Annotated in this window: 15 protein-coding genes; 3 read left to right on the forward strand and 12 right to left on the reverse strand. The window is 70.7% G+C overall.

Annotated features, from left to right (window positions below; translation table 11 throughout):
* Positions 1-102 precede the first annotated feature (102 nt).
* From OG422_RS06695 to OG422_RS06740, 10 genes are all read right to left on the reverse strand, one after another.
* Entirely contained in the window at positions 103-642 is a 540-nt protein-coding gene (locus tag OG422_RS06695; protein ID WP_405740810.1) for a TetR/AcrR family transcriptional regulator, read from the reverse strand.
* On the reverse strand, positions 642-962 hold the full coding sequence (locus OG422_RS06700) for a multidrug efflux SMR transporter (protein WP_143939882.1): 321 nt from the start codon (positions 960-962) through the stop codon (positions 642-644). Before OG422_RS06700 ends, OG422_RS06695 begins: the two co-directional genes overlap by 1 nt.
* A gap of 120 nt (positions 963-1,082) precedes the next feature.
* A complete protein-coding gene (locus OG422_RS06705; protein ID WP_030282991.1) occupies positions 1,083-1,424 on the reverse strand; it encodes a metal-sulfur cluster assembly factor in 342 nt (113 codons plus the stop codon).
* Positions 1,421-1,879, reverse strand: coding sequence for a Fe-S cluster assembly sulfur transfer protein SufU (gene sufU / locus OG422_RS06710; protein ID WP_143939881.1), 459 nt, complete (start codon positions 1,877-1,879; stop codon positions 1,421-1,423). Before sufU ends, OG422_RS06705 begins: the two co-directional genes overlap by 4 nt.
* A 54-nt stretch (positions 1,880-1,933) precedes the next feature.
* Positions 1,934-3,190 (reverse strand): cysteine desulfurase, encoded by a 1,257-nt coding sequence (locus OG422_RS06715; RefSeq protein ID WP_405740815.1) that lies wholly within the window; start codon positions 3,188-3,190, stop codon positions 1,934-1,936.
* Positions 3,191-3,275: 85 nt separating this feature from the next.
* Positions 3,276-4,040: a Fe-S cluster assembly ATPase SufC gene (gene sufC / locus OG422_RS06720; RefSeq protein WP_405740817.1), complete on the reverse strand. Its 765-nt coding sequence runs from the start codon at positions 4,038-4,040 to the stop codon at positions 3,276-3,278.
* Positions 4,041-4,047: 7 nt separating this feature from the next.
* Positions 4,048-4,377 (reverse strand): non-heme iron oxygenase ferredoxin subunit, encoded by a 330-nt coding sequence (locus OG422_RS06725; protein WP_143939878.1) that lies wholly within the window; start codon positions 4,375-4,377, stop codon positions 4,048-4,050.
* Complete coding sequence (sufD, locus tag OG422_RS06730; protein ID WP_405740820.1) at positions 4,374-5,555, reverse strand: Fe-S cluster assembly protein SufD; 1,182 nt, start codon at positions 5,553-5,555, stop codon at positions 4,374-4,376. The genes OG422_RS06725 and sufD overlap by 4 nt, the downstream gene beginning before the upstream one ends.
* An 86-nt stretch (positions 5,556-5,641) precedes the next feature.
* On the reverse strand, positions 5,642-7,063 hold the full coding sequence (sufB, locus tag OG422_RS06735) for a Fe-S cluster assembly protein SufB (RefSeq protein WP_143939876.1): 1,422 nt from the start codon (positions 7,061-7,063) through the stop codon (positions 5,642-5,644).
* Positions 7,060-7,890, reverse strand: coding sequence for a helix-turn-helix transcriptional regulator (locus OG422_RS06740; RefSeq protein WP_405740823.1), 831 nt, complete (start codon positions 7,888-7,890; stop codon positions 7,060-7,062). The genes sufB and OG422_RS06740 overlap by 4 nt, the downstream gene beginning before the upstream one ends.
* A gap of 288 nt (positions 7,891-8,178) precedes the next feature.
* Here OG422_RS06740 and OG422_RS06745 point away from each other — a divergent pair, with 288 nt between their 5' ends.
* The 3 genes from OG422_RS06745 to OG422_RS06755 all read left to right on the forward strand — a co-directional run bounded on the left by OG422_RS06745 (position 8,179) and on the right by OG422_RS06755 (position 11,167).
* Positions 8,179-9,147, forward strand: coding sequence for an ABC transporter ATP-binding protein (locus OG422_RS06745; RefSeq protein ID WP_405740826.1), 969 nt, complete (start codon positions 8,179-8,181; stop codon positions 9,145-9,147).
* An 88-nt stretch (positions 9,148-9,235) separates the two neighbouring features.
* The gene (locus OG422_RS06750; protein ID WP_143939873.1) at positions 9,236-10,006 is read left to right on the forward strand and encodes an ABC transporter permease; all 771 of its coding nucleotides are present in this window, start codon (positions 9,236-9,238) and stop codon (positions 10,004-10,006) included.
* A gap of 168 nt (positions 10,007-10,174) precedes the next feature.
* Positions 10,175-11,167 carry a heme A synthase gene (locus OG422_RS06755; RefSeq protein WP_143939872.1) on the forward strand — a complete coding sequence of 331 codons (993 nt, stop codon included), beginning with the start codon at positions 10,175-10,177 and terminating at the stop codon, positions 11,165-11,167.
* Positions 11,168-11,272: 105 nt separating this feature from the next.
* Here the strand turns inward: OG422_RS06755 and OG422_RS06760 are convergent, their stop codons facing one another.
* Both OG422_RS06760 and OG422_RS06765 read right to left on the reverse strand, forming a co-directional pair.
* The gene (locus tag OG422_RS06760) at positions 11,273-11,650 is read right to left on the reverse strand and encodes a hypothetical protein (RefSeq protein ID WP_405740829.1); all 378 of its coding nucleotides are present in this window, start codon (positions 11,648-11,650) and stop codon (positions 11,273-11,275) included.
* Between the two features lie 118 nt (positions 11,651-11,768).
* The gene (locus OG422_RS06765) at positions 11,769-12,725 is read right to left on the reverse strand and encodes a heme o synthase (protein WP_251076401.1); all 957 of its coding nucleotides are present in this window, start codon (positions 12,723-12,725) and stop codon (positions 11,769-11,771) included.
* Between the last annotated feature and the right edge of the window lie 388 nt (positions 12,726-13,113).

Raw genomic sequence — 13,113 nt, forward strand, 5'->3', positions numbered from 1 at the left:
AACCGGTCTCATCGCTCGGGCCCGGCGCCCGGAGCCTGACCCGGCCCGGGGCCCCGCGCCTACCCGATACGGGGGCTCACGCCCGCCCGCAGCGCCCACCCCTCAGACCAACGCCGCCGTCAACCCGTCCCGCAGCGCATCCGGTTCGAAGGGGCGGCCGGTCAGCAGGTGCTGGAGCATCAGTCCGTCGGCGAAGGCCACCAGGGCGCGGGCGGTGGGCAGATCGCCGGTGCGGCGGGCCAGCAGCCGTGCCATCTCGTCGAGGCAGTCGGCGGCGAGCGGCCGCAGCCGCGGATGGCGCAGCGCCGCCAGATACAGCTCGTACTCCAGCTCCACCCGGGTGCGGTCCCCGGCGAGCGTGTCGGCGACCAGCCGCAGGACGTCGTCGGCCGCCGGGGCGTCGCCGTCCAGCCCGTCCACCCAGCGGCCGAAGTCCGCCAGCCACCCGGCGTTGACCTGCTCCAACGCGGCGACGAGAAGATCGTCGAGGGTCGCGAAGTGGTACGTCGTCGAGCCGAGCGGGACATCGGCGGCGGCGGCGACCGCGCGGTGGCTGAGCCCGGCGATGCCGCGGGCGGCGACCACGCCGATCGCCGCGTCGATGATCCGCTGCCGCCGTTCGGGGTCGTGCCGACGGGCCATCAGTGCGCACCGCCCATGTGGAGCACCACGACGCCCGCGATGACCAGCAGCACCCCGAGGATCTTCAGCGGGCTCGTGTTCTCGCCCAGGAAGATCATGCCGATCGCCGCGATCACCGCCGTGCCGGCCCCGGCCCAGATCGCGTACGCCGTGCCGACGCTCATCGATCGGAGGGTCCGGGCGAGCAGGGTGAAGGCCACGAGGTACCCGGCCAGGGAGGCGAGCGAGGGCCACAGCCTGCTGAAGCCGTCGCTGTACTTCATCGCGGTGGTCGCCAGGATCTCCGAGAGGATCGCCCCGGCCAGCGTCAGATAGGCCATGGCGCGAGCCTAACCGGCGATATGTACAGATGTACACATCCGGGGGGGGCCGCACACGCCGACGGCCGTGCCCTCCGAGGTGTTCGGAAGGCACGGCCGTACGGGGTGACGGGGCGTCGGTCAGACGTTGAAGCCCAGGGCGCGCAGCTGCTCGCGGCCGTCGTCGGTGATCTTGTCGGGACCCCACGGGGGCATCCAGACCCAGTTGATCTTCAGCTCGTTGACGATGCCGTCCGTGGCGGACTTCGCCTGGTCCTCGATGACGTCGGTCAGCGGGCAGGCCGCGGACGTCAGCGTCATGTCGATGGTGGCGATGTTGGCGTCGTCGATGTGGATGCCGTAGATCAGGCCGAGGTTGACGACGTCGATCCCCAGCTCGGGGTCGACGACGTCGTACAGGGCCTCGCGGACCTCTTCCTCCGAGGCCGGCTTGGTCAGGGTGTTCTCGGGCGTGTCGGTCATGCGGTTTTCGCCTCCTCGGAGAGGGCCTTGGCCGTGGCGTCCTTCCAGGCCATCCAGCTGAGCAGGGCGCACTTCACCCGTGCCGGGTACTTCGAGACGCCGGCGAACGCCACGGCGTCCTCCAGCACCTCCTCCATCGCGTCGTCCGGCTCGACCTTGCCCTTGGACTGCATCAGCTCCAGGAAGGTCTCCTGGATCCGCTGCGCCTCCCCGAGCTGCTTGCCGACGATCAGGTCGTTGAGCACCGAGGCGCTGGCCTGGCTGATGGAGCAGCCCTGGCCGTCGTAGGACACGTCCGCGACGGTCGTGCCGTCCAGCCGCACCCGCAGGGTGATCTCGTCCCCGCAGGTGGGGTTGGTGTGGTGCACCTCGGCATCGCCGTCCCGAAGACCGCGCCCGTGCGGGTGCTTGTAGTGGTCCAGGATGACGTCCTGGTACATCGAATCCAGCTTCACGGCTCAGTCAGTCCTCGTCCTCATCCGCTGTGCGTGGTCTACCGCTCTGTCTGTCTAACCGAAGAAATTGCGGACGTACTCCAGGCCCTCGACCAGGGCGTCGACCTCGGCCGGGGTGGAGTACAGATAGAACGACGCACGGGTGGTCGCAGGAATTCCGTACCGCAGGCAGACCGGCCGCGCGCAGTGGTGGCCGACCCGGACCGCGATGCCCTGCTCGTCGAGCACCTGGCCGACGTCGTGCGGATGGATGTCGCCGAGCGTGAAGGAGATCGTCGCCCCGCGGTCCTCGGTCGTGGACGGGCCGATGAACCGCAGGTCCGGGACCTCCAGCAGCCGCTTGACGGCGTACTCGGTGATCGCGTGCTCATGCGCGGCGATCTTCTCCATGCCGATCGCGGTGAGGTAGTCCACGGCCGCGCCGAGGCCCACGGCCTGCGCGATCGGGGGTGTCCCCGCCTCGAACTTGTGCGGCGCCGGAGCGTACGTCGACGAGTGCATCGAGACGGTCTCGATCATCTCGCCGCCACCGAGGAACGGCGGGAGGTCCTCCAGCAGCTCCTGGCGGCCCCAGAGGACGCCGATGCCGGTCGGGCCGCACATCTTGTGGCCGGTGAAGGCCACGAAGTCGGCCTGGAGGGCCTGGACGTCCAGCACCATGTGCGGGGCGGCCTGCGAGGCGTCGATGACGACCAGCGCGCCGACCTCCTGGGCCCGCCGGATGATCGTCTCCACCGGGTTGATGGTGCCCAGGAGATTGGAGACCAGGGTGAAGGAGACGACCTTGGTGCGGTCGGTGATGACCTCGTCGATGTTGGAGAGGTCGAGCCGCCCGTCGTCGGTGAGGCCGAACCACTTCAGCTTCGCGCCGGTGCGCTGCGACAGCAGCTGCCACGGAACGATGTTGGAGTGGTGCTCCATCTCCGTGATGACGATCTCGGTGTCGTGGTCCACCCGGTAGGGCTCATCGGCCCAACCGAGCATGTTGGCCACGAGGTTGAGCGACTCGGAGGCGTTCTTGGTGAAGATCACCTCGTCGCGGCTCGGAGCGTTGATGAAGGCGGCGACCTTGTCGCGGGCGCCTTCGTACAGCTCCGTGGCCTCCTCGGCGAGGACGTGCACACCGCGGTGGACGTTGGCGTTGTGGCGCTCGTAGTAGGCGTTCAGCGCGTCGAGCACCTGGCGCGGCTTCTGCGATGTCGCCGCGTTGTCCAGGTACACGATCTTCTTGCCCTCGTGGACCTGACGGTCCAGGAGGGGGAAGTCCTTGCGGATCGCCTCGGTGTCGAGGAGGCCCGGAATCTGTGTCACGCCCCTGCCCCTTCCTCTGCTGCGCCCGCGAGGCGCACCTGCGGGTCGCAGGTCGTCCGCAGGCCGGTGGCCTCGCGTGCGTCGCTCACAGGGTCGCGCCGCCCTTCGTGTACTCCTCGTAGCCCTCGGCCTCCAGCTTGTCGGCCAGCTCGGCACCGCCGGACTCGACGATGCGGCCGGCCGCGAAGACGTGGACCTGGTCGGGCTTGATGTAGCGCAGGATGCGCGTGTAGTGGGTGATCAGCAGGGTGCCGACCTCGCCGCTCTCGCGGACGCGGTTGACGCCCTCGGAGACGGTGCGCAGCGCGTCGACGTCGAGGCCGGAGTCGGTCTCGTCGAGGATCGCGATCTTCGGCTTGAGCAGCTCCAGCTGAAGGATCTCGTGGCGCTTCTTCTCACCGCCGGAGAAGCCCTCGTTGACGTTGCGCTCGGCGAACGCGGGGTCCATCTGGAGCCGCTCCATGGCCGCCTTGACCTCCTTGACCCACAGCCGCAGCTTGGGGGCCTCGCCGCGGACGGCGGTGGCGGAGGTGCGCAGGAAGTTGGAGACGGAGACGCCGGGGACCTCGACCGGGTACTGCATGGCGAGGAAGACACCGGCGCGGGCGCGCTCGTCGACGGACATCTCCAGGACGTCCTCGCCGTCGAGGGTGACGGTGCCGCCGGTGATCGTGTACTTGGGGTGACCTGCGAGGGAGTACGCGAGGGTCGACTTGCCGGAGCCGTTGGGGCCCATGATGGCGTGCGTCTCGCCCTGCTTCACGGTCAGGTCGACGCCCTTCAGGATCTCGCGCGGGCCGTTCTCGGCTTCGACGGAGACGTGCAGGTCGTGGATCTCAAGCGTTGCCATGGGGAACTCAGGACTCCTGGGTGACGGAGACGAACACGGAGGCTTCCGGGCCCTCTCCTTCGATCTTGACGGGGTAAACGGGGACGGGACGCGTCGCGGGGAGGCCGGACGGCTTGCCGGTGCGCAGGTCGAAGCTCGATCCGTGCAGCCAGCACTCGATCGAGCAGTCCTCGACCTCGCCCTCCGACAGGGAGACGTTCGCGTGCGAGCAGATGTCGTTGATCGCGAACACCTCGCCCTCGGTACGGACGAGGGAGACCGGCGTGCCGTCGATTTCCACCCGCTTCGGGGTGTCCTCCGCCAGCTCGCCCAGTGTCGCCACACGTACGTAGCTCATGCCGCGGCCGCTTCCAGCTCGGCCTCGATCTTGCGCATCAGCCGCTCTTCGACGTCCGGCAGGCCGATCTGCTGGATCAGCTCGGCGAAGAAGCCGCGCACGACCAGGCGGCGGGCCTCCTCGGCCGGGATGCCGCGGGCCATCAGGTAGAACAGCTGCTCATCGTCGAAGCGGCCGGTCGCCGAGGCGTGACCGGCGCCGACGATCTCGCCGGTCTCGATCTCCAGGTTGGGGACCGAGTCGACCCGCGCGCCGTCGGTGAGGACGAGGTTGCGGTTGAGCTCGTAGGTGTCCGTGCCGGTGGCGGACGCCTGGATGAGGACGTCACCGATCCACACCGCGTGCGCGTCGTCGCCCTGGAGGGCGCCCTTGTACGTGACGCGCGAGCGGCAGTTGGGCACCGAGTGGTCGACCATGAGGCGGTGCTCCTGGTGCTGACCGGCCTCGGTGAAGTACAGGCCGTACAGCTCCGCCTCGCCGCCGGGCGCCGCGTAGGCGACCCGCGGGTGCAGCCGGACGAGGTCGCCGCCGAAGGTGACGACGACGGACTTGAAGCTCGCGTCGCGGCCGATCAGCGCGTTGTGCTGGCCGACGTGGACGGCGGTGTCGTCCCAGTCCTGGACGGAGACGACGGTCAGCTTGGCGCCGTCACCGAGGAGGTAGTCGACGTTGGCGGCGAGGGTGGCGTCGCCGGTGTGGTCGATGACGACGACCGCCTCGGCGAACGCGCCCAGCTCGATGACCTGGTGGCCGAAGGCGGTGCCGCCCTGGCCCTGCACACCGATCCGGATCGGCTCGGTGAGCTGGGTGTCCTTGGGGACGGTGACGACGTGCGCCTTCTCGAAGGAGGTGTACGCCTGCGCGGCGACGCGGTCCACGGGGGTGCCGGCCTTGCCGACCCGCGGGTCGTCGCGGTCCACGGTCTCCTGGGTGACGTCCGCCGGGGCCTCGACGGTGACGAGGATGCCGCCGTCGCCGACCGCGGTGCCGTCGTGCAGGCCCTTCAGGCGGGCGAGGGGGGTGAACCGCCACTCCTCCTCCCGGCCGTGCGGCACCGGGAAGTCCGCCACGTCGTAGGACGGCGGCGCACTCATGCGGGTGGCGACGGTGGACTCCGCGGCCACCGCGATGGAACCGGTGGTCGTGGAACCCGCCGGGATGTTCTGAGCCTCAGCCATGGCTGTCGTCGTGCTCGCTTTCTCGTTGCGATACTCGGCCCTCCCGGAGGAAGGCCGCCGCGTCGGTCAGGGGTGTGCCGTGGCCGTCAGCCGACCGCGCCTTCCATCTGCAGCTCGATCAGCCGGTTGAGCTCCAGCGCGTACTCCATCGGGAGCTCCTTGGCGATCGGCTCGACGAAGCCGCGCACGATCATCGCCATCGCCTCGAACTCCGTCAGGCCACGGGCCATCAGGTAGAAGAGCTGGTCCTCGCTCACCTTGGAGACGGTCGCCTCGTGGCCCATCGACACGTCGTCCTCACGGACGTCGACGTAGGGGTAGGTGTCCGAGCGGGAAATGGTGTCGACCAGCAGCGCGTCGCACAGCACGTTGGACTTGGAGCCCGCCGCGCCCTCACCGATCTCGACCAGACCGCGGTACGAGGTGCGGCCACCGCCACGCGCCACCGACTTGGAGACGATGTTGGAGGAGGTGTTCGGCGCCATGTGGACCATCTTGGAACCGGCGTCCTGGTGCTGGCCCTCGCCCGCGAAGGCGATGGACAGCGTCTCGCCCTTGGCGTGCTCACCCATGAGGTAGACCGCGGGGTACTTCATGGTCACCTTGGAGCCGAGGTTGCCGTCGATCCACTCCATCGTCGCGCCCTCGTAGGCGACGGCGCGCTTGGTGACGAGGTTGTAGACGTTGTTCGACCAATTCTGGATCGTCGTGTAGCGGCAGCGGCCGCCCTTCTTCACGATGATCTCGACGACCGCGGAGTGCAGCGAGTCCGACTTGTAGATCGGGGCGGTGCAGCCCTCGACGTAGTGCACGTAGGCGCCCTCGTCGACGATGATCAGCGTCCGCTCGAACTGGCCCATGTTCTCGGTGTTGATCCGGAAGTACGCCTGCAGCGGGATGTCGACCTGGACACCCTTGGGGACGTAGATGAAAGACCCGCCGGACCAGACCGCGGTGTTCAGCGACGCGAACTTGTTGTCGCCGACCGGGATGACCGTGCCGAAGTACTCCTGGAAGAGCTCCGGGTGCTCCTTCAGCGCGGTGTCGGTGTCCAGGAAGATGACGCCCTGCTGCTCCAGGTCCTCTCGGATCTGGTGGTAGACGACCTCGGACTCGTACTGCGCGGCGACACCGGCGACCAGGCGCTGCTTCTCCGCCTCGGGGATGCCCAGCTTGTCGTAGGTGTTCTTGATGTCCTCGGGCAGGTCCTCCCAGGAGGCGGCCTGCGCCTCGGTGGAGCGGACGAAGTACTTGATGTTGTCGAAGTCGATGCCCGAGAGGTCGGAGCCCCAGTTGGGCATGGGCTTCTTGTCGAACAGCTTCAGGCCCTTGAGACGGAGCTTGAGCATCCACTCCGGCTCGTTCTTCTTGGCCGAGATGTCGCGGACGACGTCCTCGGACAGACCGCGCTTGGCGGAGGCGCCGGCCACGTCGGAGTCGGCCCAGCCGTATTCGTACTTGCCCAGTCCGTCGAGCTCGGGGTGGGCAGTCTCCGTGGGGAGCGTCATGCGGGGTTCCTCCCGGCCGTGCTTGCAGATGCTGTGGTGGTCTTCGTGGTGTCGGGCGCGGTGGTGCCGTGCGCGCCCGCCTTCGGGATGAAGGTCGTGCACACCCCGTCGCCGTGGGCGATGGTGGCGAGCCGCTGTACATGGGTCCCCAGCAGACGGGAGAAGACCTCGGTCTCCGCCTCGCACAGCTGCGGGAACTGCTCGGCGACATGGGCGACCGGGCAGTGGTGCTGGCAGAGTTGTTCACCGAGCTGGGAATTGGGCGCGCTGCGCGCCGTAGCAGCGTACCCGTCCGCGGTCAATGCCTCGGCGAGGGCCCGGGTGCGTTCTTCGGGCCCGGCGGCCTCGACGGCCTTGCGGTACCCCTCGGCCTGCGCGGCCAGCCGGGCGCGGGCGAACGCGGCGACTGCCGCCTCGCCCTCCTCGCCGCCGCTGCGCGCGATCCAGCGCAGGGCGTCGGCGGCCAGCTCGTCGTAGGACTGGTCGAAGGCGTCCCGGCCGCAGTCGGTGAGGGCGAACGCCTTGGCGGGGCGGCCCCGGCCACGGGTGCCGTAGACCCGCTTCTCGCGGGGCTCGACGACGCCCTCGGCAGCCAGCGCGTCCAGATGACGGCGGACGGCCGCCTGGGTCAGCTCCAGGCGCAGGGCCAGCTCGGCGGCGGTGGACGGACCATGGTCGAGGATGGAGCGGGCGACGCGGTTGCGGGTGCCCTGCTGCTCGTCCTGCGGGGCGGCGGCGCCCCGGGCGGGCTGCTCGGACACGACCGGGCGCGCCCCGGCAGCCGTACCGGCCGGGGATCCCTTCCGCTCCTCGCTCGCGTTTTTCACAACGCCATTGTTGCGTAATTCCGCGAGCCACGACAACCCTCGACGGGGCCACCCAACGGTGTCCTCGATCACTTAGGGTCACCTAAACAAGGGGTGCCCGGAGGCCCAGAAGCCCTCTGTTGAGCGGGACGGACGCGGACCGCGATCTTCGCGCGGACGCCCGCGAACCCGCGGAAAAAATCTTCGCCCAACCGCCTCACCCGGGGGCGGCCACCCTCCCGTCGGCCCCCGCCCCTGTCGACCGGCCCGGCGGCGGGTGTCCGCCGGGCGCTCCGTAGACTGCCGGGCATGCCCAGCACCTCCCCGGGGAGCCCCCGGACCCCCGGCCGCGCGCCCGCCGTCGAGGTCGCCGGCCTGGTCAAGCGGTACGGCTCCCGGTCGCCCAAGACCGCGGTGGACGGCCTCGACCTGACCGTCGCGCGCGGCGGCGTCACCGCCCTGCTCGGCCCCAACGGCGCCGGGAAGACCACCACCGTCGAGATCTGCGAGGGCTACCGCCGCCCGGACGCCGGAACCGTCCGCGTGCTGGGCCTGGACCCGGTCGCCGACGCGGCGCGGCTGCGGCCCCGGATCGGCGTGATGCTGCAGTCCGGCGGCGTCTACAGCGGCGCCCGCGCCGAGGAGATGCTGCGGCACACCGCGTCCCTGCACGCCGACCCCGTCGACGTCGGGCTGCTGATCGACCGGCTGGGCCTGGGCAGCTGCGGGCGCACCACCTACCGGCGGCTCTCCGGCGGCCAGCAGCAGCGGCTCGCCCTGGCGATGGCCGTCGTCGGCCGCCCCGAGCTGGTCTTCCTGGACGAACCGACCGCCGGCCTCGACCCGCAGGCCCGCCACGCCACCTGGGACCTCGTCCGCGAGCTGCGTACCGACGGCGTCTCCGTGGTGCTGACCACGCACTTCATGGACGAGGCCGAGCAGCTGGCCGACGATGTAGCGATCATCGACGGCGGCCGGGTCATCGCCCAGGGCACCCCCGAGGAGCTGTGCCGGGGCGGTGCGGAGAACACCCTGCGCTTCACCGGGCGGCCCGGGCTCGACCTGGCGTCGCTCCGCAAGGCGCTGCCCGAGGACAGCACCACCGCCGAACCGGCCCCCGGCAGCTACCGCGTCACCGGCACCGTCGACCCCCAGATGCTGGCCACCGTCGCCTCCTGGTGCGCCCAGAACGGCGTCCTGCCCGACGCCATCGCCATCGAACGTCACACCCTGGAGGATGTCTTCCTCGACCTGACAGGCAAGGAGCTGCGGGGATGAGCCGGCGCCGTACGCCGTCCGGCCGGGGGTCCGGGGGTCGTCCCCCGGGAAAGCACAGTCTGGAAAACACGGGCAAGGAGCTGCGGGCATGACCGCGATCGGTACGTTCACCCCGCGGCCCGGTGCCGCGCCGCTGGCGCGGATGATCCGTGTGCAGGCGGCGCTGGAGACCCGGATGCTGCTGCGCAACGGCGAGCAGCTGCTGCTGACCGTCGTCATTCCGACGCTGCTGCTGGTGCTGTTCTCCGCAGTCGACATCATCGACACGGGCGCGGGCAGCACCGTCGACTTCCTGGCGCCCGGTGTGCTGGCGCTCGCCGTGATGTCGACCGCGTTCACCGGGCAGGCCATCGCCACCGGCTTCGAGCGGCGCTACGGCGTCCTCAAGCGGCTCGCCGCCTCGCCGCTGCCGCGCTGGGGGCTGATGACCGCGAAGACCTGCGCGGTGCTGGTCACCGAGGTGCTGCAGATCGTGTTGCTGACCGTGGTGGCGCTGGCGCTGGGGTGGTCGCCACAGGGCAATCCGCTCGCGGTCGCCGCGCTGCTCGTCCTGGGGACGGCGGCGTTCTCCGGGCTCGGTCTGCTGATGGCCGGGACGCTGCGGGCCGAGGCGACACTTGCCGCCGCCAACCTCGTCTTCCTGCTGCTCCTGGTGGGCGGCGGCGTCATCGTGCCGCTGACGAAGTTCCCGGAGGCGGCGCAGACGGTCCTCGGGCTGCTGCCGATCTCCGCGCTCTCCGACGGGCTGCGCGCCGTCCTCCAGCACGGGGCCGCGCTCCCCTGGGGCGACCTCGGCATCCTCGCCGTCTGGGCGGTGCTCGGGCTGGGCGCGGCGGCACGGTTCTTCCGCTGGGAGTAGCGGGAGGGGGCCGACGGGAGCCGCGGGGGCGTGCGCGGAGCGCCGGAGGCCGCGCCCCGCGCACGCCCCCGCGCCCCGCGCCCCGGCCGTTCGTCGCGCTACGCACCGTCTTGAGCGCGATGCACCCCTCGTGAAACTTTGCACAAGGGGGCGCCTACGATGTCCCCCGTGCCGAAAACGCTGAACCCCCTTGAGCTGATCGCCCGCAGCTGCCAGCCGTCCGCGCGCTTCGTGCGGCGGGCCGCGCTGGCCGCCGTCGTGATGGCCGTCGTCATCGTCGTCACGGGGGGTGCGGTGCGGCTGTCCCAGTCCGGCCTCGGCTGCTCCACCTGGCCGCGCTGCACGCCGGACAGTCTGACGCCGACGGCGGCGATGGGCATCAACGGCCTGATCGAGTTCGGCAACCGCCTGCTGACGTATGTGCTCTGCGCGGTGATCGGCCTGTTCATCATCGCCGCCCGGGCCCGCTCCCCGCGCCGCCGGGCGCTGACCCGGCTCGGCTGGGCGCAGTTCTGGATCGTCATGGGCAACGCCGTCGTCGGCGGCGTCACGGTCCTGACCGGCCTCAACCCATACATCGTCGCCGCGCACTTCCTGCTCACCACCGGGCTGCTCACGGTGGCCGTGGTGACCTGGCGGCGCGCCTGCGAGGGCGACGAGGTGCCCCGGGACGTGGTCGCGCGGCCGGTGCGTCAGCTGGCCTGGGTGCTGCTGGGCGCGACCGCCGTGCTGACGCTGGCCGGCACCGTCGTCACCGGCACCGGGCCGCACGCGGGCGACGCCCGGAAGGTCAACCGCATCCCGCTGAACTGGCAGGAGGTGACCCAGCTGCACGTCGACTTCGTCTACATCGTCGTCGGTCTGACGATCGCCCTGTGGTTCACGCTGCGCGCCGTCAAGGCGCCCGCCGCGCCCCGCCGCGCCGCCCGCGACCTCGTCGTCTGTCTGCTCCTCCAGGGCGTCATCGGCTACGTCCAGTACTTCCTGGGGCTGCCGGAGCTGGTCGTCGGACTGCACATGCTCGGCTCGACGCTGGTCTGGATCGCGGTGCTGCGCGTGGTCCTGACGCTGCGGGACCGCGGGGCGCTCGCGGACCTGCCGGAGCAGCAGAGCGGCAGCCCCGAAGCGGTCCGGCCCGCCGAACCGGCCGCCGCGGGCTGACCGGCGCCCCCAGGGCACCCCGTACGGAAGGAGCCCACCGGGCGCGTGCAGGTCACGCGCCCGGTGGGCTCCTTCCGTACGGCCGCGACCGGCCGGGCGGCGGGCTCAGCCGTTGGCCGGGCCGCCGATCTGGATCCCGGCCATCCGGGTCCACTCGTAGCGGCCGGTGCGCACCTTGGCGGCGAGGTCTCCGTCGAAGTCGTCCTGGAGGGCGATCCCGGCCTGTTCGGCGCCCGTCCGGGCCTCCGTCAGGGAGTCGGCGACGAGGTTGCCCCACTCGCCGTCGGCACCCACGAGGGCGACGCGGACCCGGCCCCGGCCGATGTGTGCCAGCTGCCCCCCGGCGCTGCCGCCGTGCGCGGCCGCGAAGGCCCGCATCTCCTTGGCGAGCCGCGCCGCGTGCCGCCCGGTCCGCTTCTCCGCCCGCGCGTCGGTCCGCTCTTCGGCCGCCGGCTGCTCGTCCGCCTGCTTGGTGTCTGCCATGCACCCGATGCTACCCACCGGTAGAACTCTTGGGGAGGGGCGCCCGCGCATAGGCCCCGGCAACGCGAAGGCCCGCCCGGAGCGCGCCGGACGGGCCGTGAAACGAGGACGTACGAGGTCAGCGGAGGAAGGGGTCCACCGCGACGGCGACGAAGAGCAGCGAGACGTACGTGATCGACCAGTGGAAGAGCCGCATCTCCTTGAGCTTCGGCCCCGTGACACCGGCCTTGGCGCGGGCCTGCAGACCGTGCGCCTCCCGCAGCCAGAACGCGCCGCAGGCGAGCGCGACCACGGTGTAGAGCCAGCCGGTGTACCCCAGCGGCTGGAGCAGCAGCGACACCGCGACCATGACCCAGCTGTAGGCGACGATCTGCCGGGCGACGACCTTGTTGCCCGCGACGGCCGGGAGCATCGGCACACCGACCCGCTCGTAGTCGTCCTTGACCTTCATCGACAGCGGCCAGTAGTGCGGCGGCGTCCAGAAGAAGATGACCAGGAAGAGGATGAGCGCGGCCCAGGAGACCGAGTTGGTCACCGAGGACCAGCCGATGAACACCGGCATACAGCCCGCGATGCCGCCCCAGACGATGTTCTGGCTGGTGCGCCGCTTGAGGATCATCGTGTAGACGACGACGTAGAAGAGGATCGCGCCCAGCGAGAGCATCGCCGACAGCGGGTTGACGAGGTACCAGAACCACACGGTGGAGCCGACGGAGAGCGCGGTCGCGAAGACCAGGCACTCGCGCGGCGAGACCATGCCCGTCACCAGAGGGCGCTGGGCGGTGCGGTCCATCAGCGCGTCGATGTCGCGGTCGATGTACATGTTGTACGCCGCGGCTCCGCCCGCCGAGAGGTAGCCGCCGATGCAGGTGGCCAGCACCAGCCACAGGTCCGGGACGCCGCCGGCGGCCAGGAACATCACCGGCACCGTCGTCATCAGCAGCAGCTCGATGACGCGCGGCTTGGTGAGCTCGATGAACGCCTTGACGCGGGCGCCGAACGGCCGGTGGCCGGGGTTCGGACTCCCGGGGCTCTGAGAGAGCGTCCCCGCAGGACGGGATTGGACGGCCGTCACGCACACCCCTGGAAGTAACATCTGCGGCTTTCGCCGCGGAGATAAGGCCAGCAAGCACATCCGGCCCTGGCGACCGCGAGGCTTGCGCGTACCACGCCACTTTAGACGTTGGCCATACCGCGATCTTCGCGGGGGTCCGCTCGTGTTGGTTCCCCGACGGCGGCGCCGGGCGGCCCGCCCCGCGGCGCCTCCCGTGGCCCCTGCTCCCCCTTATAAGAGGCGAAGGCGGACTGCTCCCGTCAGTCTGGGGAACAGGGGTCGCATCCCCCGCGTCCGGATTGCCGGAGATACGGAGCCGGTTGCCCGCAGTGACGCGTACTCCGTCGGGCGGCGCCGCCGACTCCGCGTCGAAAAGACGCACGCACCAGCGGGGGTAGGCTCGACACCG

The organism is Streptomyces sp. NBC_01525 (assembly GCF_045040405.1).
Taxonomy (GTDB): domain Bacteria; phylum Actinomycetota; class Actinomycetes; order Streptomycetales; family Streptomycetaceae; genus Streptomyces; species Streptomyces benahoarensis.